This window comes from Hymenobacter coccineus, from assembly GCF_001816125.1.
GTDB classification, from domain to species: domain Bacteria; phylum Bacteroidota; class Bacteroidia; order Cytophagales; family Hymenobacteraceae; genus Hymenobacter; species Hymenobacter coccineus.
The window spans coordinates 1-19,835 of record NZ_MDZA01000452.1 but is presented as its reverse complement, the minus strand read 5'-3'; the positions used below and the strand labels follow the sequence as shown (position 1 = coordinate 19,835).

Annotated in this window: 18 protein-coding genes and 1 other RNA gene; 15 read left to right on the top strand and 4 right to left on the bottom strand. The window is 60.5% G+C overall.

Annotated elements, in window-relative coordinates:
- The 3 genes from BEN49_RS24365 to BEN49_RS24355 form a co-directional block, all read left to right on the top strand.
- Window positions 1-390: aquaporin (locus BEN49_RS24365; RefSeq protein ID WP_193415877.1), on the top strand; the 390-nt coding region annotated here is incomplete at its 5' end.
- 252 nt (window positions 391-642) lie between these two features.
- Window positions 643-1,094: RNase P RNA component class A (gene rnpB / locus BEN49_RS24360), an RNA gene on the top strand.
- 129 nt (window positions 1,095-1,223) lie between these two features.
- A complete protein-coding gene (locus BEN49_RS24355; protein WP_070747486.1) occupies window positions 1,224-2,387 on the top strand; it encodes a sigma-54-dependent transcriptional regulator in 1,164 nt (387 codons plus the stop codon).
- Between the two features lie 63 nt (window positions 2,388-2,450).
- Here the strand turns inward: BEN49_RS24355 and BEN49_RS24350 are convergent, their stop codons facing one another.
- On the bottom strand, window positions 2,451-3,368 hold the full coding sequence (locus BEN49_RS24350) for an AraC family transcriptional regulator (protein ID WP_070747482.1): 918 nt from the start codon (window positions 3,366-3,368) through the stop codon (window positions 2,451-2,453).
- A gap of 264 nt (window positions 3,369-3,632) precedes the next feature.
- On the opposite strand from BEN49_RS24350, the gene hxlB reads away from it, so the two are divergent.
- The 6 genes from hxlB (at window position 3,633) to BEN49_RS27390 (ending at window position 11,126) form a co-directional block, all read left to right on the top strand.
- Window positions 3,633-4,217, top strand: coding sequence for a 6-phospho-3-hexuloisomerase (gene hxlB / locus BEN49_RS24345; RefSeq protein ID WP_070747479.1), 585 nt, complete (start codon window positions 3,633-3,635; stop codon window positions 4,215-4,217).
- An 86-nt stretch (window positions 4,218-4,303) separates the two neighbouring features.
- Entirely contained in the window at window positions 4,304-4,936 is a 633-nt protein-coding gene (hxlA, locus tag BEN49_RS24340) for a 3-hexulose-6-phosphate synthase (protein ID WP_070747476.1), read from the top strand.
- A gap of 318 nt (window positions 4,937-5,254) precedes the next feature.
- Entirely contained in the window at window positions 5,255-6,139 is an 885-nt protein-coding gene (locus BEN49_RS24335) for a carboxypeptidase-like regulatory domain-containing protein (RefSeq protein WP_158023073.1), read from the top strand.
- A 226-nt stretch (window positions 6,140-6,365) separates the two neighbouring features.
- Window positions 6,366-6,740 carry a hypothetical protein gene (locus BEN49_RS24330; RefSeq protein WP_070747469.1) on the top strand — a complete coding sequence of 125 codons (375 nt, stop codon included), beginning with the start codon at window positions 6,366-6,368 and terminating at the stop codon, window positions 6,738-6,740.
- Between the two features lie 125 nt (window positions 6,741-6,865).
- Window positions 6,866-10,291: a methylmalonyl-CoA mutase family protein gene (locus BEN49_RS24325; protein ID WP_070747466.1), complete on the top strand. Its 3,426-nt coding sequence runs from the start codon at window positions 6,866-6,868 to the stop codon at window positions 10,289-10,291.
- Between the two features lie 19 nt (window positions 10,292-10,310).
- A complete protein-coding gene (locus tag BEN49_RS27390) occupies window positions 10,311-11,126 on the top strand; it encodes a S1 family peptidase (protein WP_125917223.1) in 816 nt (271 codons plus the stop codon).
- Between the two features lie 119 nt (window positions 11,127-11,245).
- Here BEN49_RS27390 and BEN49_RS24320 read toward each other — a convergent pair whose 3' ends face one another.
- The gene (locus tag BEN49_RS24320; protein WP_070747464.1) at window positions 11,246-11,692 is read right to left on the bottom strand and encodes a helix-turn-helix domain-containing protein; all 447 of its coding nucleotides are present in this window, start codon (window positions 11,690-11,692) and stop codon (window positions 11,246-11,248) included.
- A 195-nt stretch (window positions 11,693-11,887) separates the two neighbouring features.
- Between BEN49_RS24320 and BEN49_RS24315 the strand changes: the two genes are divergently transcribed.
- Entirely contained in the window at window positions 11,888-12,661 is a 774-nt protein-coding gene (locus BEN49_RS24315; RefSeq protein ID WP_070747462.1) for a DUF1349 domain-containing protein, read from the top strand.
- Window positions 12,662-13,063: 402 nt separating this feature from the next.
- On the top strand, window positions 13,064-13,483 hold the full coding sequence (locus BEN49_RS24310; protein WP_070747461.1) for a pyridoxamine 5'-phosphate oxidase family protein: 420 nt from the start codon (window positions 13,064-13,066) through the stop codon (window positions 13,481-13,483).
- 232 nt (window positions 13,484-13,715) lie between these two features.
- Here the strand turns inward: BEN49_RS24310 and BEN49_RS24305 are convergent, their stop codons facing one another.
- A complete protein-coding gene (locus BEN49_RS24305) occupies window positions 13,716-14,333 on the bottom strand; it encodes a DUF4136 domain-containing protein (protein ID WP_083326444.1) in 618 nt (205 codons plus the stop codon).
- A 152-nt stretch (window positions 14,334-14,485) separates the two neighbouring features.
- On the opposite strand from BEN49_RS24305, the gene BEN49_RS26185 reads away from it, so the two are divergent.
- Entirely contained in the window at window positions 14,486-14,707 is a 222-nt protein-coding gene (locus BEN49_RS26185; RefSeq protein WP_193415875.1) for a hypothetical protein, read from the top strand.
- A gap of 304 nt (window positions 14,708-15,011) precedes the next feature.
- On the opposite strand, the gene BEN49_RS24300 is transcribed toward BEN49_RS26185, so the two are convergent.
- The gene (locus BEN49_RS24300; RefSeq protein ID WP_158023072.1) at window positions 15,012-15,887 is read right to left on the bottom strand and encodes an alpha/beta hydrolase; all 876 of its coding nucleotides are present in this window, start codon (window positions 15,885-15,887) and stop codon (window positions 15,012-15,014) included.
- 544 nt (window positions 15,888-16,431) lie between these two features.
- Between BEN49_RS24300 and BEN49_RS24295 the strand changes: the two genes are divergently transcribed.
- The 3 genes from BEN49_RS24295 to BEN49_RS24285 form a co-directional block, all read left to right on the top strand.
- The gene (locus tag BEN49_RS24295) at window positions 16,432-17,304 is read left to right on the top strand and encodes an aldo/keto reductase (RefSeq protein WP_070747456.1); all 873 of its coding nucleotides are present in this window, start codon (window positions 16,432-16,434) and stop codon (window positions 17,302-17,304) included.
- 108 nt (window positions 17,305-17,412) lie between these two features.
- Entirely contained in the window at window positions 17,413-18,918 is a 1,506-nt protein-coding gene (locus tag BEN49_RS24290; protein WP_083326442.1) for an alpha-L-fucosidase, read from the top strand.
- A gap of 226 nt (window positions 18,919-19,144) precedes the next feature.
- Window positions 19,145-19,835: hypothetical protein (locus BEN49_RS24285; RefSeq protein WP_141765714.1), on the top strand; the 691-nt coding region annotated here is incomplete at its 3' end.

The following is a 19,835-nucleotide window of genomic DNA, read 5'->3' as shown; positions in this document are numbered from 1 at the left end:
CGGGGCCGTGATGGCTGCTGGCGGCCCCCCGGCTCGTCGCTGGGCGCCACGCTGCCGGCCCACGGGGCGGCCCCGGCTTTTTGGGTGGAGGTGGGGCTCACGTTCTGGCTGATGCTCATCATCCTGCGCGTCACGTCGAGCTACTACGAGCAGGGGCTGCTGGTGGGCCTAACCATCAGCGCCACCGTGGGGCTGGAAGCCCTCGTAGGCGGCCCCCTCAGCGGGGCCTCCATGAACCCAGCCCGCTCGCTGGCCCCGGCCCTGCTGAGCGGCCACCTGACTGCGGCCTGGATCTACGTAGCGGCCCCAGTAGTGGGCGTGCTGCTGGCCGTGGTGGCCAACCGGCTGCTGGAGTCTACGCCGCTCGCGAGTACAGCCAACCCCAACTAAAAGCCGGAGGACGGGACTAAGCGCTTTGTAGCTCTGCACCATAATTATTGACTGATGGAACACAGCGCTTTAGTTTAAAGGCCCCAGTGGAGTAGCGCGAATTTTGTAGTTCGCGCTACTGAACACGACGTAACATTACTCACTAACAGGGGCTTACTTCATTAAGGCCAGGGCCCGCGAATCGGTTACCTCAGCGCCATGCGCCGCCTGCTATACCTGAGACAAAAGCTGGGGCCCTACCTTTGCCCGCAAGCAGTGCGCCACTCCACCGCGGCGGGGCAACCCGGCGAGGAAAGTCCGGGCAACGCAGGGCACCCTGCTTCCTAACGGGAAGGCGCGGCCAAGCGGGCCGCGACAGCCAGTGCCACAGAAAAGAACCGCCGGGCGGTGAATGAGCGAATGAGCGAATGAGTGAGGGGCCCCAGGTCAATTCACTCATTCACCCATTCACTCATTGGTAAGGGTGAAAAGGTGCGGTAAGAGCGCACCAGCGGCTGGGCAACCACGCCGGCTGGGTAAACCTCAGGGGTTGAAAGACCAAATAAGCGGACACGCGCGCTGGCTCTGGCCGGCGGGCAACGGGCGGCCCGCCCGGGTCCGCGGGTAGGTCGATGGAGCCTTTCCGCGAGGACGGGCCGAGATAAATGGTGGGGACGGGGCCCCCGGGCCCCGGACAGAACCCGGCTTACCGGCGCATTGCCTAGTTTTGGCGGCCGCTCCTGCTTCGGCAAGAGCGGCCGCTTTTTATTTAAGCGGAACTTAAGACCCCGCCGTACGCAAAGCGCGTAAATGCTCGTTCTTGCCGCTGATTTTTTCCCGCCATTCGCCTGCCCATGCCCCGCATCCTCATCATCGACGACGAAAAAGCTATCCGCAACACGCTGAAGGAAATTTTGGAGTTTGAAAGCTACACCGTGGACCAGGCCGAAGATGGCCCCGCCGGGCTCGACTTGCTCATTCAAAACAAGTACGACCTGGTGCTCTGCGACATCAAGATGCCCAAAATGGACGGCCTGGAGGTGCTCAGCCGCGCCCAGACGCTGGCCCCCGACACGGCCTTCATCATGGTGTCGGCCCACGGCAACATCGAAACCGCCGTGGAGGCCACCAAAAAAGGCGCTTACGACTTCCTGCCCAAGCCGCCCGACCTCAACCGCCTGCTCGTGACGGTGCGCAACGCCCTGGACCGCACCAAGCTGGTGACGGAAACCAAGACCTTGAAAAAGAAGCTCTCCGTCACCAAAGGCTCGGCCATGATCGGCTCGTCGGCGGCGCTGGGGGCCGTGCGCAAGGCCATCGAGAAGGTGGCGCCCACCGATGCCCGCGTGCTCATCACGGGCCCCAACGGGGCGGGCAAGGAGATGGTGGCCCGCCAGCTGCACGAACTGAGCCCCCGCGCCCAGGGCCCCCTGGTGGAAGTAAACTGCGCCGCCATCCCGTCGGAGCTAATTGAGAGCGAGCTGTTTGGCCACGAGAAAGGCTCGTTCACGTCGGCCGTGAAGCAGCGCATCGGCAAGTTCGAGCAGGCCGACGGCGGCACGCTGTTCCTGGACGAAATCGGCGACATGAGCCTCTCAGCCCAGGCCAAGGTGCTGCGCGCCTTGCAGGAAAGCAAGATTACCCGCGTGGGCGGCGAGAAAGAGATTTCGGTGAACGTGCGCGTGCTGGCCGCCACCAATAAGGACCTGATGCAGGAAATCGCCGACAAGAACTTCCGCGAAGACCTCTACCACCGCCTCTCGGTCATCCTCATCCAGGTGCCGGCTCTGAACGACCGCCGCGAGGACATCCCCGACCTGATCCAGAAATTCCTGGCCGACATCGCCGCCGACTACGGCAACAAGGCCAAGAAAATCGACGCCGGGGCCCTGAAATACCTGCAAGGGCTAGACTGGCGCGGCAACATCCGCGAGCTGCGCAACGTGGTTGAGCGCCTCGTCATTATGAGCGACGACACCGTGACGGAAGCCGACGCCAAGGCCTTCGCCGGCAAATAACTTCGTTTGCAATAAATTAATTAGGGCCCCCGGGTAATTAATTACCCGGGGGTCCTAATTAATTTATTGCAAGCACAGCGCCCGGTAATCGGTGGGCGTCATACCTTCCAGCCGGTGAAACATGCGGGTGAAATACGCCAGGTTATTAAACCCGGCTTTGAAGCAGATTTCTGTGATGCTGAGCAGCGGGTTGCGCAGGCACTTCTTGGCCAGGCGCATCCGTTCTTTGATGATGTAATCAATCGGCGACAACCCAAATTCCTGCTTGAAAGCACGGTAGAAATTGGGCTTGCTCATGTACACTTTTGCGCTCAGGTCATCAACGCTGATTTTCTCGGCGATATGCTCCTTGATGTAGTGCAGGATGTGCGCAAACCGGTTAGAGGTGAGCACGGTAACGTTACTTTCATTCTCGTGTAGGCTTTGGGCCTGCATGATGCGGAGCAGCAATTCCTTCACCGTAAAACCTGCCAAAATATCCTTGTTCTGCGCGCTGCCGAAGCCGATGCGAACCAATTTATAAATCAGCGCCGTGACCTCTTCGTCGTTGTAAAAATGGTACTGGGTGAAACCAAAGGCCCACGGGTCACCCTCGGTTTTGGGGTAAAACTCGTTTAAATAATTAACCGTGTCGATGATTTGCAGGCGGTCGATGGCCAGGGCCACGCACTGCGTCGGGGTCGCGTCCGACGCCTCCGGGAAATCAATAATCATCTTCAGGTCGGGCGGCACCACCATCGTATTTCCCGGCAAATAATTAAACGCGGCCTGGTCGTGCAGGTGCATCACCTTCTTGCCGCGCAGCATGTTGGTGAGCACCAAATCGCTGTACGACTGCGCTACCTGCGCGCTCTGCACGAGCGTTTCGAGAATGCTCAGCTCGTATTTCTCCAGCGTCTGCACCCGGCGGTGGTCGATGAGGGTGGTCAGTTCCTGGGCTTTGGCCAGGGGCAGGTGGGGCAGCAACTCGGGAACGGTCATGGGCAACGCTGGGCAACAGGTATTTAGCCGCAGGCGCGGCCATGCAAGCACTTCAGATACGAACAAAAGCCCCCTGGCGCCGCCAAAAACCCGGTTTTGTTTGATAGGATACTGCCACCGTTTGATATGATCCTGCAAACCGCGCCGTGGGGGCCCCCGGTACCTTTGCAGGGCGTTGGCCAGGCCGCATTCGTGCGGGGTGGAACGCGCAATTAATTAATTTGCCGGGCCCCACGGCTCAGCAATTATTTAACCAAAGCCCTGATGAATTCTGCCAACCCCGACGACCTGAGCCTGACCCTGCAACAAAACCTCCGGACGATTTTGCAGGAAAACCAGCGCCTCGCTGAGCAACTCGACTACCGGGCCGTGGCGGCCCTGGTGCCGCGGCTGCAACAGGCCGAACGGATTTTTGTGGTGGGCGCGGGCCGCACCGGCCTGGCGCTGAAGGCCACCGCTATGCGCCTGATGCACTTGGGCCTCAACGTGTTTGTGGTGGGTGAAACCACCACCCCGGCCATCCAGGCCAGCGACTTGCTCCTAGCCGGCTCGGGCTCTGGCACCACCAGCACCATCGTGAAAGCCGCCGAGAAAGCCGCCGCCGCGGGGGCCCTGGTCGTGGCCATTTCCACCACCGCTGCCTCGCCGCTGGGGGCCCTGGCCGCGCAGGTGGTGCTGCTGCCCGCCGCCCAGAAGCAGGACCACGGCGGCAGCCTGTCCGAGCAGTACGCGGGCAGCCTGTTCGAGCAAGCGGTATTGCTGCTAATGGACGCCGTGTTTCAAACCCTGTGGGCCCTGGATGGCACGCCGGCCGAGGAGCTATGGAAGCGCCACGCCAACCTGGAATAAACCTGTAAAACGCGTGCACGCCGTTGTTGCCCCTTACCCTAAACGGCGTGCCACGCCGTTTTACAATTAATTAAATACCCCTGAAAATGGCTAAGTTACAAGTTGCAATCGACCTACTGAGCACCAAAGAAGCCCTGGAGCTGGCGGCCAAAGTGGCGCCTTACGTGGACATTATTGAGCTGGGCACGCCCCTTATCAAAAGCGAAGGCCTGGCCGTGATCAAGGCCATGAAAGCTGCGCACCCCGACAAGCTGGTATTCGCCGATTTTAAAACCGCCGACACCGGCGAGCTGGAAGCCGGCATGGCTTTCGGCGCGGGCGCTGACCTGGTTACCATCCTGGGCTCGGTGGATGACGCCACCGTTATTGGCGCCGTGAAGGCCGCCAAGGAGCACGGCAAAGGCGTGGTGGTGGACACCATCGGCGTGAAGGACCGCGTGAAGCGCGCCCAGGAAGTGAGCAAGCTCGGCGTAGAGTTCGTGGAGCTGCACGCCGGCCTCGACGAGCAGGCCCAGCCCGGCTACTCCATCCAAGTGCTCATCGACGAGGCCAAGCGCGCCGGCGTGCCCGTGTCCATCGCGGGCGGCGTGAATATTGACACCATTGCCGCCGTAAAGGCAGCCGGCGTGGCCGTGGCCGTAGCCGGCGGGGCCATCTACGGCGCCAAAGACCCCGCCGCCGCCGCCAAGGCCCTGCGCGAGGCCCTCGACGCCGCGTAAGGTGCCCCCCTGGGCCCCCCCTGGGGCCCCCATCCGATTTCCAAAGCCCCAGCCCGACCGCTGGGGCTTTTTTGGGGCCCGGCGGGGGCCCCGCGGTACCAGCTACCAGGCCCGTAGCCGAGGGGATGATGGGTAACGCGAACTAGATAATCCGAGCGCGGCGCGCCTAGCGCCCGCCCGATGCTTTGGGCTGTGGGCTGCGCAACGATGGCGGCGGCTGGACGTGCGGAACCTGCGGGGGCCCCTGCTTTGCAACGCTCATCGCGCAAAAGCACTCTACCAGCCAGCCCCGACGGTGGGGTGCGCTTTCGAATCATTATGCATTTCCCAGTCCAATTCTATCTAATTGGTCTTTTTTGCGGTACTGCTCTCAGCGGGGCCGCCCAGTCGGGCCCCGGCGTGCGCGTGGTGGATGCCCGCACCCACCAGCCCGTGCCCTACGCCTCGGTGGGGGTGCCCGGCCGGCCCCTGGGCACCGTGGCCGATGCGCAGGGCAGCTTCCAGCCGGCCCAAACGGGCGCGGCCCCCGCCGATACGCTGGTGGTGTCGTGCGTGGGCTATCAGTCGCGCCGGCTGCCGCTGGCCGCGCTGCGCCAGCTGCCCGAGGTGCTGCTGGCCCCGCAGGCGCAGGCGTTGGGCGAGGTGGTGGTAAAGGCCGCCACCTGGAAGCGTCGTCGCGTGGGACGCGAGGCCACTGGCGGCGGCGTTGTCTACAATTTTCACACGCGGGCCGATACCCTCCCCTCGGCCAAACTGGGCCGCGAAGGCGGGGCTATTCTGCACGTGCGCCCCCACAGCTTCATCGAAGACGCGCACGTGTTCATCAGCCAGTCGCGGTTTCAGGGCGTGCGATTTCGGCTCAACGTGCGGGCCGTGGATGCCGATAACCACCCGGCCGCCAGCCTGCTCACGCAGGACGTGCAGTTCACCGTGCCCGACTCGGCGCGGGGCTGGCAACACATCGACCTGCGCCCTTACAACGTCAACGTGGGTGCCGAAGCGCGGGTGGCCGTCACGCTGGAATGGCTGGCCGGCCAGCCCACCCCGGGCAAGCCCACTACCTGGCGCGACTGGCCCAGCGTCCTGGTTCCGGCCGCCTTCTCGGCCACCCACCGCTTGGTGTTCCGCCACAAGCCGGAAGACGCCTGGCAGGTGCAGCCGGTAAATCTAAGCTTGTACATAACCACCGCCAGCCCCGACTGAAATTAGGGCCCCGGGCTACCGGTGTACCTTCGTTGTGCCCAACGGCCCCACCCGCGGCGCAGGAAAACCGGCCGGGCGCGAAGAAGGACAAAGCCGCGAAGGAAACGGTGGCGACTTGGGCGTTTCAGTATCTAAAAGAAAGCCGGACTGCTTCCCAGCAATCCGGCTTTCTTATTTGTAAATTACGGGATTCATATGTCTTTAAGCAAGCTAAAAAGCCGATTTCATGGGCGAACCTGTTGATCCTCAAAATCCCGAATTCATTGTTGCTTTTCTGAACGCAATTGATTTTGAGTTGCCAAATAATTATTTGATTGAGCTACCGACGCACGCTGATCAGGTCTTTGATTTTGAAGAAGGGAAATACCTAGAATTGTGGGCTCTTGTCGATTTAATTAAGATAAATCATGATTACAACGCGGACGAAAACTATCCTGGCTTTTTTTTGATCGGAACTGATGACGGTGGCGAAGCCTGCGCAATCGAGAAAAAGACTGGCAGCTTGTACATCATCCCATTCATCGGCAGCCTTCCAGAGGACGCCATTTTCGTTGGCAATAGTTTTCAGGAGCTTATGGAATACTTAAATCAGCCTTGGTAGCCCCCAAATGCTGGGCCCAGCGCCCCGGCTGGCCCCGCCGTACCTTTGTTGCCTAAAAGATGCGCCGTTTTCAGGGCCCCTATCAGCCCGGAATTACGCTTTATCATCGCCTCGCCTCCTCTCCTATGCACCCCGCTCCCACCGCGCCCTACAAGCCCAAAAACCACGTTCGTATCGTCACCGCCGCCGCTTTGTTCGACGGGCACGACGCCGCCATCAACATCATGCGCCGCATCATTCAGAGCAGCGGCGCGGAGGTTATTCACCTCGGTCACAACCGCTCGGTGCAGGAAATCGTGGACTGCGCCATTCAGGAAGATGCCCAGGCCATTGCCATCACCAGCTACCAGGGCGGGCACAACGAGTACTTCAAGTACATGCACGATTTGCTGAAGGAGCGCGGCGCGGGCCACATCAAGCTCTTCGGTGGCGGCGGCGGCGTAATTCTGCCCACCGAGATTGCTGACCTCATGGACTACGGCATCACCCGCATCTACTCGCCCGACGATGGCCGCGCCATGGGCCTGCAAGGCATGATTAACAACCTGCTGGAACAGGCCGACTTCCCCACCGGCCAAAACCTGAACGGCGAAGCCAGCCACGTCAAGGAAAAGGACGCCCGCAGCATCGGCCGCCTGATTTCAGCCGCCGAAAACTTCCCCGAAGAATTTGAAAAAGTACGCGGTCAATTAGCTGTTAGCGCAGAGCTGTTAGCGGATAGCTCCGGTTCTGACGAAAAGCTAACAGCTCAAAACATAGCTCCCATCCTCGGCATCACCGGCACGGGCGGTGCGGGCAAGTCCAGCCTCGTGGATGAGTTGGTGCGGCGCTTTTTGATGGACTTCCCTGATAAGACCATCGCCATCATTTCGGTGGACCCCAGCAAGCGCAAAACGGGCGGGGCGCTGCTCGGCGACCGAATTCGGATGAACGCCATCAACTCGCCGCGGGTGTACATGCGCAGCCTGGCCACGCGCCAGAGCAACCTGGCTCTCAGCAAGTACGTGCAGGATGCGGTGGACGTGGTGAAGGCTGCCAACTACGACCTTATCATTTTGGAAACCAGCGGCATCGGCCAGAGCGATACCGAGATTATCGAGCACTCCGACGCCAGCCTCTACGTGATGACGCCCGAGTACGGCGCGGCCACGCAGCTGGAAAAAATCGACATGCTCGATTTTGCCGACGTCATTGCGCTCAATAAATTCGACAAGCGTGGGGCCCTGGATGCGCTGCGCGACGTGCGCAAGCAGTACCAGCGCAACCACAACCGCTGGGATTCGCCCACCGACACGATGCCCGTTTTTGGCACCATCGCCTCGCAGTTCAACGACCCCGGCATGAACCGGCTGTACCGGGCGGTGCTCCTGATGCTGGAAACCAAGACCGGCGCCACGTTCGCCTCGCACCTGGAAACCAGCACCTCGGACTCGGAGAAGATTTACATCATCCCGCCGAACCGCACGCGCTACCTCTCCGAGATTGCCGAAACCAACCGCGCCTACGACCAGCGCGTGCGCGAGCAGGCCCACATTGCCGAGGTGGCCGGCGCATTTGCCAAGCTCGAAGAGCACTACGGGGCCGATAAAAACAGCCCGGACGGCACCATCGAGGAGTTCACCAAGAACAAGCAAACCCAGCTGCGCCGGCTCGATGCCGACAGCCAGGCCATTCTCGAAAACTGGGAAGACACCCTGCAAAACTACCGCAACCCCGAATACGTGTACTCGGTGCGGGGCAAGGAAATCCGGGTAAAGACGCACACCAAGTCGCTGTCGGGCAACATGATACCGAAGGTATCGGTGCCGCGCTACACCGGCTGGGGCGACCGCCTGCGCTGGGCGATGCAGGAGAATTTTCCCGGCGAGTTTCCCTACACGGCGGGCGTGTTCCCGTTCAAGCGCGAGGGCGAGGACCCGACCCGCATGTTTGCCGGCGAAGGGGGCCCCGAGCGCACCAACCGCCGCTTCCACTACGTGAGCATGGGCCTGCCGGCCAAGCGCCTGAGCACGGCCTTCGACTCTGTGACGCTGTATGGCGAAGACCCCGACCACCGGCCCGACATCTACGGCAAAATCGGCAACGCGGGCGTGAGCATCGCCTGCCTCGACGATGCCAAAAAGCTGTATTCGGGCTTCGATTTGAGCGCGCCGACTACCTCGGTTTCGATGACCATTAACGGCCCAGCGGCCACGCTGGCGGCGTTTTTCATGAACGCGGCCATCGACCAGAACTGCGAGAAGTACATCGTTGAAAACGGCCTCACTGAGGAAGTAGAAGCCAAAATCGACGGCATTTACGCGGCGCTGGGCCAGGCCCGCCCCCGCTACCAGGGCGAGCTGCCGGCCGGCAACGACGGCCTGGGCCTGCGCCTGCTCGGCGTGACTGGCGACCAGGTGCTGCCCGCCGACGTGTACGCCACCATCAAGGCCAAGACCCTGACGCAGGTGCGCGGCACCGTGCAGGCCGACATTCTCAAGGAAGACCAGGCCCAGAACACCTGCATCTTCAGCACCGAGTTTGCCCTGCGCCTGATGGGCGACGTGCAGCAGTTTTTCATCACCGAGAAGGTACGTAACTTCTACTCCGTCAGCATCTCGGGCTACCACATTGCCGAGGCGGGGGCCAACCCGATTACCCAGTTGGCCCTCACGCTCAGCAACGGCTTCACGTTCGTGGAGTACTACGTGAGCCGCGGCATGAGCGTCAACGACTTCGCGCCCAACCTGAGTTTCTTCTTCTCCAACGGCATCGACCCCGAGTACGCCGTAATTGGGCGGGTGGCGCGCCGCATCTGGGCCAAGGCCATGAAGCTGAAGTACGGCGCCGACGCCCGCAGCCAGATGCTGAAGTACCACATCCAGACCAGCGGCCGCAGCCTGCACGCCCAGGAAATCGACTTCAACGACATCCGCACCACGTTGCAGGCCCTCTACGCCATCTACGACAACTGTAACTCCCTGCATACCAACGCCTACGACGAGGCCATCACCACGCCTACCGAGGAATCGGTGCGCCGGGCCATGGCCATCCAGCTCATCATCAACCGCGAGCTGGGCTTGGCCAAAAACGAAAATCCGCTGCAAGGCTCCTTCATCATCGAGGAGCTGACCGACCTGGTGGAAGAGGCGGTGCTGCTCGAATTTGACCGCATCACGGAGCGCGGCGGCGTGCTCGGGGCCATGGAAACCATGTACCAGCGCGGCAAAATCCAGGAGGAAAGCATGCACTACGAGATGCTGAAGCACACCGGCGAGTACCCCATCATTGGCGTGAATACCTTCCTCTCGTCCACGGGCTCGCCCACGGTGGTGCCGGCCGAAGTCATCCGCGCCACGGAGGAGGAAAAGCAGTACCAAATCGACATGCTCAGCCTGCTGCACCAGCGCAACGCCGCTGAGGCCCCGGCGCGGCTCAAGCAACTCCAGCAAATCGCCGTGGCCAACGGCAACCTGTTCGCCGAGCTAATGGAAACGGTGAAATATTGCTCGCTGGGGCAGATTACGAACGCGCTGTTTGAGGTCGGTGGGCAGTATAGAAGGAATATGTAGAGTATGTTTTTCTATAAAAATGCCAGATAAGCAAATTCAAGTCAACCCTATTTCTCATAAAGTAATTTTCATAGAATTACTTTTTAATGAGACGGTCTTATCTTCTGCTACAGCTTTCTTCGCAAAAGCTGAGGATAAGATGCTGCTACTTACAAATAGGCACAATGTCACTGGAAGAAATAATGACACGGGAGAGTATTTATCTAAAATGGGTGGCATTCCTAATAAAATAAGGATATGTCTCCCTGTAGTCCTTGATAGTACTATTCAAGCAGGAACAAAAAAGCTTGGAGCTTATCAACACTATACGGTTGATTTGTATCGTGATGAGAATTTCGAATTACCAGTTTGGATTGAGCATCCTTTTTCAATTCGAGTTGATGTAGTGGGATTAATAATAAAAATTCCTGATGATTTAGATTTGCAAGAACTAGCATTTGATGCCTCAGAAGGTCCATACCGACCGGAAATAGGTGCTACCGTTAATGTTTTAGGTTTCCCATATGGACTATCCACAGATGGATTTCCAATTTGGACTTCTGGCTATATTGCATCAGAGCCTAATATTGACTACGAAAATTTACCGATGTTTCTTATAGACTGTCGGACTCGACAGGGCCAATCCGGTTCACCTGTGATTTCCATTTTAAAAAAGGGAGAATCTATAATAGATAAGGGAGTAGAATATGAAGCCTCTAGGGATATCTATTATTTACGCGGAATCTACAGCGGCAGAATTAACTCCGAATCAGACCTAGGAAAAGTTTGGAAAATAAGTGTGATTCGTGAGATATTAATAAACGGCATAATGCTATTACCTAAGAAATCGGATTAAATTCAAAAACAGTGTGAGAAATGTGCGTGACATTTTCACGTTACTTGAAGTGGCTTCTGCCGCCTCCTCAGCCACTCCAAGAGGTGGCTGGAGCCCTGGGGGGGGGGGGATTTGGGCGCTTAAGCAGCAGCCTTCGTTTCACCTCGATGCACAAGCCGCGCGTTGCGGGGTAGCGTTGCGGTAGGCACGGCCAATTCGCATGAGCGGTTAAACGCTTCCTGTGCTACCTGGAAGTAGCTGGCGAGGCGGCGGATTACCTCTTTCGACAAGCCCCGGCGGCGGTTGAGGATATCGGATACCGCGCCTTTGCTCAGGCTCAGCGCGGCGGCTAAGTCTTTGGCTAGCATCTGGCGGCCGGCCATGAGCGCGCGTAGCAGCTCGATGGGGTCGGCTTTGGGCAGCGTGGCGTGGGCGTGGTCCCAGGTTTCGATGAGCAGCGTGAGCAAATCGATTTCTTCCTGAATGGCCACGGCGGGAGCCAGAAGGCCCACGAGTTTCTCAAGTTGCGAACAGTAGGTTTGGTACTGCTGGGCATCCTTGATGACGGTATATTTCAGGGTTTCCATAATCAGTATAGGGTAACGGTGTACTGCTGGTTTTTGGCGCTATGCCAAAGTTCGCATTATGCGAACTAACGAATAAAGGGTCACGCTTTTGAAATGCCTCCCTCGCCAAACAGCAGCGGGGGCCCTGGGGGCGGCCAAAGGAGGAAGTTTCTGGGTAGGTTTGCCTGTCTCCTACTCCCATCATCTTCCCCATCCATGAAACCCAATATCTATTTAGTACCAGCCCTGCTGGCCGGGCTCCTGCTGGGGAGCTGCGCCGAGAACAAGGCACCGGATACCGCTACCACTGCCCCGGCCGCGCCTTCGCCCGGCTCCACGGCCGCTCAGGATACGGCACGCGTTAGTGGCCAGCCCTGCGATATTCAGCTGGCGGGCATCCACTTCACCAAGGCCGTGAACGGGGCCGATACCCTGGCCACCACCGATGCCCAGGGGCGGATGGACTTCCGGGTGGGCGCGAAAAAAGACTTTTTCTGCGACCCCAACGACAACAAGCTCTCCAACAACACGGCCCCTATCCTGCTGGCCAAAGTTGATAACACCAAGCCCTTTACGATGGTGGCGAAGGTGACGCCCGGCTTCACGGCCAAGGGGCTCTACAATGCCGGCGTGCTGTACCTCTACGTGAACGACCGACGCTGGCACAAGCTCTGCTTCGAGCAGGACGAGCGCGGGCGCCACCGCATCGTGTCGGTGCGCACCATCGGCACGTCCGACGACAACAACCACGACGTGGTGACGGCCCCCACTGCCTATATGAAAATCTCGTCGGACACCCGCACCGTGGGCAGCTACTACTCGCTCGACAACAAAACCTGGCAGCTGGTGCGCCTCTACAAAAACGACTACCCCGCCGAGCTGTGGGCGGGCGTGAGCTCGCAGTGTCCCATCGACACCAGCACCGTGAACCACTTCGGAGGCATCAGCCTGACGCAGACCAGCGTCTCAGACTTTCGGCTGGGTAATTAGGGGCCCACGGGCGCGCGCTTGGGCGTGGCCGCAACCGTGGCCGCTCGCCACGAGGAGCCGCTGGCCACGAGGAGCCACTGGCCCCGGCCGGCTTCGCCCAGAAAACGCTGCGCTTAGCGCGGCGGGGCCCCAAAGCTTAAACCGAGCCGGGGCAGTGTCCTAAAGCGGGGTGGTCCGGCGAATTACCCGAAGGGCTTCGTCGGGCCACGCGCACTAACAAACAGCGGCTTCGGGCAATTGTAAGAGTGGTCCGACGACTGAAGAAGTCGCCGGACCACCCCGCTTTAGACCACCGCCCAAGCCGGCAAGCCCACCCCAATTTTTGGGCGACGCCGGGGCCCCACTTGGCAACTGCTCCCTTTCCCGCCGCGTACTTAACAGCTCACCCACCCGCGCACCGTTGTGGCCGATAAAACCCTGAAGGAGATTGCCAAGAAAATGGCGAATCTCGACATTGCTTTGCTCACCACGCACACCAGCCGGGGCCAGCTCAGCAGCCGCCCCATGAGCAACAACGGCGACGTGACCTACGACGGCAATTCCCATTACTTCACCTTCGAGGAGTCGCGCACGGTGAAGGACATCACCGAAAACGCCCACGTCAACCTGGGCTTCACGGGTGCGAAGGGGCTGTACGTGTCCATTGTGGGCACGGCGCACCTCATCCGGCAGAAATCCACGATGGAGGAGCACTGGTTGCCCAGCCTGAACCAGTGGTTTCCGCAGGGCATCGACACGCCCGGCGTGGTGCTGGTGCGCGTGGAGGCCAAGCGCATCAAGTACTGGCAGGGCGAAGAAGAGGGCGAATTGACCGTGAAGTAGCCTGGGGCCCCACCCTCGTGGTGCCCTACCAAACGCTACCCCCGCCAGTTATTCGAAACCACCCGGTACGGCGCGTTTGCGAAGTAGCCGAAACGGCCTAAAACCGGCGTCCCCCTTGCTGCCCAATAAAAAACGCTTCGCGGCAAGGCGATGCATTATCTGTTGGGCCAGCCAAAGGGGGCGCCGGGTTTTAGACCAATTTTATTCAACTACCGCAATGGCAGCTAGCTACTTATAGCTTGTCGGCGCGGTGGTTATACTCTTTAAAAATCTGACCGACGGCCACGTACACTTTGTCTTTGTTTTTATCGAAGACGTTGCCATCGGTTAGGCCCGAAGCGTAGCCGTGCCATATTTCTACGCCTTTTTTGCGGTCAATCATTTGCAGTAAGATGCTGCCCTTGTCGAGCTGCACTTTGCGCTCCCCCGCGTAGGCATAGGGCTCAGTAGAATCCCAATAACCGGTGCCCAGGTTGTCGTTGCTCGTAATTTCAGTTGGCTGGTCAAAAGACCGGAAGTTAACAACCAAGTCACCACCGGTGGGCTGGTAAGTGTAGCCTTTGGCAGCCATTTCGTGCTCCACAGCATCGCGCACCATTGTCTTAAACAACAAGTCGTTGAGGAAAAATACGCTGTTCTGGGAATTGGTAATCTGCGACGACCAGGAGTAGGTTTTGTACTGGCTAAAGTCGGGGCTATTGGGGTTGGCGGGGGCAGGATACATGCTACCACTCGCCGTGTTGGCTCTGCCGGCCTGGTCACTACCAACGGTGACGCCAGACTGCTGGGCGCAGCCCGTGGCTACCATAGCAGCCAGTGCGGAAAACAGCAAAGAATGAGTAATTTTCATAGTACAAGGGATTAGGTGGAGATGGTCAAGTATTAAACTTAACCCAGATTTAATTGTACGATAGCAATCAAAAAATTGTTTAATTAATTAAAAATCAGCTTGTTTTAATCTGGCCGCTATTCAGGAATTCTGGCAATTAAAAAATGCCCGTCATGCCAAGTGCCCGCCACGCTGAGCACAGCCGAAGCATCTCTAGTGCTTCAATAACCAGGCACGGGGTAGGCGGCGGCCACCCGCTGAACGTGGACCTGGCCGCGCACCGCCAGCTGCTGCGCTACCTCAAGGCGCACGAGCAGGAAATCGACATTGCACCGATGGTGGAGGTGGCCGAAAGCATTCAGGCGCACCAGAAAAGCGGCGCGGCGCGCAAGTAGGCTTTTCTGTTTCTTGGTATCGGGCCGGGGGCCCTCATCCCCTGCCCTTACCAAACGGCACGGCTTGTTCGCGTTCGTTTTACTTAGCGGCGGAGTCCAGTTGCTCGGCCTTGGTACGCCCCTGAGTGGCGAAGTAGCCCACCGACACCGGGCTGTTGCTCGCCGGCCATGGTCAGCAAGGTACCGCCAGGCGCTTTCGGCCCGCTCGGTGGTGCAGTGGCCGCTAAAACCAAGCAAGCGGTAGTGCAGGGCAAAGCTTCAGCCAAGTGTGAGGGATTAATAATCGGACGCAGCTCCCTCCTCATCAAAACGTTACGTGTGGCGTGGTGTAGGCCCAGCCCAGGGCTTTGAGCATGGTATCGGGCTTGCCCGTGAGGTGGGTGGCGTGGGCAAGGACCAGCGGGTGCAGGTCGAGGCCCTTGTAGTGGCGCGCTTGCAGCAGCTGCACCAGGCGCTGGTAGGGCTCCTTTTGGCCAGGCGTTTCCAGCGCGCCCACTTCCAAAAACACGTGCACCGGCAGCTCGCCGTGCGCGGCGTGGTAGGCTTTTTCGACGTCAAATACCTGGGCATTGTTGTAGCCCAGGGCCGGGCTGCCGAGCAGGATGTTCTGAAAAAGCGTCGGCTTTTGAAACAGGACATAGGCACCAAACAGGCCACCCATTGAGTACCCGTAGTAGGTGCGCCGGGCGGGGTCGGCGCGGTAAGTGGTTTCTATCAGGGGAAACAATTCCTGCTCGATAAAGGCCAGGAATGCCGGCGCACCGCCACTGCCGGGCCGGTCAGGCATGGCGGTGGGCGTGAAGTCGCGGTTGCGCTGGTTGCCGGGCGCGCCAATGGCCCCCCCGTCGCCGATGGCCACCACCAGCGGCTCGGCAATGTGGTACTCGGCCATGAGCAGGCCCAGGTATTCGAGGGTGGGCGCGAAGTCGTTGTCGCCATCGACCACGTAGAGCACCGGGTACGTTTTGGCCGCCGCGGCGTCGTAGCCCGCGGGCAAGTGCACGTATACGTCGTAGGGGTGGCCCGCGACTTTCGATTGGATAACCCGGTGCTCGGAACCGGGTATTGTAACCAAGGCCGGCTGCTGGGCGCGGGCCGGCCTCCCCGGCACCAGGGCCAGGCCAGCGCCGAGTAGCACGATTTGCAACGAGCGTTTTAGGAAATTAAATGCAGCAGCCATAATGGGAAAGAGAAGCAAGCGCCCGCAAGCACCAGCGAGAAGGATATTGTTCCGCTTATCCCTCATTAGCACCAAAAAAAGGTGGGCTATGAGGATTTAGGCAAGGCAAGCTACGAGTTACAACAGGGCTTTTGGCAGCATTCAAATCAGCTCAACTATCACAAACGTTTGCAACTACTATTGATATATTTTATTAACAATCAAATTTTTACGTAAAATCACATCTTTCATCATTAGCCGGAACCTAAGCCGCGCTGGCGGCCGCATCAATGAGCTATTTACTGTTCCAGCCTCTTATTTTCCGGTGAAGAAAGCACAACTTTTGTTATCACTGGTGGCGGTGCTTGGCCCCCCTTTTACTGCGCTAGCCCAGGCAAATCCGGCCTACTAAGCGGCCGCTTGGCGGCAATTCAAGACAGCAGCTGTTTCGTATATGCAGGCCGATTTTACAGTATTTGGGCCTTGAATTCGTCCCTTCCTAAACTTAACGCAAACTTGGTGGGTAGCTCCTAGCAGGTTGGCTTTTTCCACCCCATTCTTGCCCATGTCCACCCTCACCATTGCCCCCAATTCCGCCCATCCCCTCACCGTGAGCCGCCTGGGCTACGGCACCATGCGCCTCACGGGGCCCCAGGTATGGGGCGAGCCGGCCGACCGGCCCCAGGCGCTCGAAATCCTGAAAACTGCGGTTGAGAGCGGCGTCACGTTTCTCGACACGGCCGATTACTACGGCGACGACGTAACCAACCGCCTGATTGTGGAGGCCTTGCACCCCTACCCGAATAACCTGGTGATTTGCACCAAGGTGGGCGCCACCCGCAAGCCCGATGCCAGCTGGGTGCCCTTCAACACGCCCGCCAACCTGCGCACGAGCATCGAAAACAACCTGCGCACCCTGAAGCAGGAGCAGGTGCAGCTGGTGCATTTGCGGCTGATGGGCCCCGGCGGGGTGCCGCTGGCCGAGCAGTTGGGGGCCATGTTCGACCTGCAAAAGGAAGGCAAAATCCAGCACGTGGGCCTGAGCAACGTCGGCCCCGAGGAACTGGCCGCGGGCCTTAAAATGGGTGAAATTGCCACCGTGGAGAACATGTACGGCTACGCCCAGCGCACCACCCTGCGCGACGCCCACGGCGAAACTAAGGGCGGCGAAGAAGTGCTGGCCTTGTGCGAGCAGCACGGCATTCCACTGGTGCCGTTCTTCTCGCTGGTGCACGGCCTGCCCAAGGCCGGCGACAAGCTGGCCACCCTGGCCAAGCAGCGCGGCTTGTCGGAAGCCCAGCTCAACATTGCCTGGCTGCTGCACAAGTCGCCCCTGCTGCTGCCCATTCCGGGCACGTCGTCGCTGGCCCACCTGCGCGAAAACCTGGCCGCCGCCGACATTAAGCTAAGCGCGGAGGACATGGCCTACCTGGGGTAACGGGCCGGGCTGCGCTTTGGGGCCCCGCCGCCGCGGGGGCCCCAAAGCGCGGCTGTAGCGGCGGCGGTGCGTTTCTTGCGGGCCGTAACGCCATTTCGCAACCGCTGTATGTCGAGAAGCTATTTGCGCGCCGCCCTGGCCCTGGGGTGCGCCGCCCTGCTGGCCGGGACTGCCCCGAAGCCCCGCCCCCACGCCCCGCTCCGCCCCGCCCTGAGGGCCCCCAAGCCGTACGGGGCCCTGCCCTCGGCGCGGCAGCTGGCCTGGCACGGGGTGGAGGTGTACGGGATTATGCACCTCACGCCCACCACGTTCGAGAACAAGGAGTGGGGCTTCGGCGATGCCAGTCCCACCACGTTTAATCCGACGGATTTCAATGCCGACCAGATCATAAAAGCCGCCAAAGCCGGGGGGCTGAAGGGCATTATTCTGGTGGCCAAGCACCACGACGGCTTCGCGCTGTGGCCCACCAAAACCACGGAGTACAACATCACCAAAAGCCCTTTCCGGGGCGGCCAGGGCGATTTGGTGCGGGAAATTGAGCAAGCTGCCCGCCGCAACGGCCTGCAATTCGGCATCTATTGCTCGCCCTGGGACCGCAACAGCGCCAAGTACGGCACGGGCGAGTACCTGGCCATGTACCAAGCGCAGCTCCGCGAATTGTATAGCAACTACGGGGCCCTATTCATGAGCTGGCACGACGGGGCCAACGGCGGCGACGGCTACTACGGCGGGGCCCGCGAGAAGCGCAGCATCGACAACGCCACCTACTACGACTGGGACCGCACCTGGGGCGACATCACCCGCAAAATGCAGCCCACGGCCAACATCTTCAGCGACGTGGGCTGGGACGTGCGCTGGGTGGGCAACGAGGACGGCCACGCGGCCGAAACCAGCTGGGCCACCTTCACGCCGATGCCCGCCGCGGGCAAAAACGTGGCCGTGCCCGGCCAGTCCGACTACCCGCAAAACCCCGTGGGCACCCGCAACGGCAAGTTCTGGATGCCCGCCGAGTGCGACGTGCCGCTGCGCAAAGGCTGGTTTTACCACCCCACCGAGCAGCCCAAAACGCCCGCCGCCCTCTTCGACCTCTACCTGAAAAGCGTGGGCCGCGGCGCCGGCCTCGACCTGGGCCTGGCCCCCGACACGCGCGGCCAGCTGCACGCCGACGACGTAGCGGCGCTCCAAAGCTTCGGCAGCCTGGTGCAGCGCACCTTTGCCCACAACCTGGCCAGCCGGGCGCGCATCACGGCCAGCAACACCCGGGGCCCCGGCTACGCGCCCAAGGCCCTGCTCGACGGCAACGGCCAGACCTACTGGGCCACGGCCGACGCCGTGACGACCGCCAGTATGACGCTGGAACTGCCGGGGCCCCAGACGTTTGACCTCATCAGCCTCCAAGAGTACATTCCCCTGGGCCAGCGCATCGAGGCGTTCAACGCGGAAGCGTGGGACGGCAGCGGCTGGAAAACAATCTGCGCCGGCACGAGCATCGGGGCCAAGCGCCTCGTCCCGCTCGAAGCGCCCGTAACGGCCAGCAAGCTCCGGCTCAACCTCACCCAGGCGCCGGTTTGCCTCACGCTGAGTGAGTTTGGCCTGTACAAGCGCGCCGAGTAAGGTGGGGCGCCGGGGCCCTAAAAGGTTATTCGAACCGGCTGGCACTTATTTCGCAGCGGTCTGAAACGGGGTGGCCCGGCGACTTTTTCGTCGTCGGACCACTCTTATCCGTACCCGAAGCCGCTGTTTTTTAGTGCCCGTGGCCCGGCGAAGCCCTTTGGGCAATTCGCCGGGCCACTCCGTTTCAGACCGCTGGTATTTATTTTAGGCCCATGAAACGCAGCTTTTGGCTAGGCCTCCTTGGCGCTTGGGCACTGGTGGGCCCCTGCGCGCGCAATCCCTGGCCGGCAGTTGGCAGGGCGTTGAAACCGACACCCACCGCCGGGATGCGAAATGGCCCACGGAACTCCGGGTGCAAAAAAGCCAGGGCGACGGCCTGTTCGGAGTGCTGTACCAGGAAGAAGGCGGCAACCCCGGGGCCTCGGTCACGTTCCAGATGCGCGGGGCGCGCGCCGGCACCGGCATGCGGCTGACGCATGGCCGCAAGCTCAGCGAAACCGGGCGTAGGTTCCTCAGCTACTGGTGCTCCGGGGCCATTGCGTTTACCTACGACGAACGCGAGGAGAAGCTGACCGGCCGCGCCACCTACGAGCCCATCGCCGACTGCACTACGGGCACCTACACGTTCTACCGCGTCAAGCTAAAATCGGCGGCCTCGGTACCTGCCGGGGCCCTGAGCACCCTGCGCGTATCGGGCCGCAACGTGCAGTGGTTTGCCGACGCCGCCCTTCTGCAGCCCCTGGCCACCGGCAATACGTACCGCACCCGGCTCAGCAAGCCCACCACCTTTTACCTTAAGCAGGGCTACTACCCCACCGAGCAAAGCGCCGTGGTGCCCATCACGGTGGCAATAGCTGGCCGCCCGGGGGCCGCCGGGGCCCCAGCAGCTCCCGGGCCACCCGCTGCCGCCGCGCCCG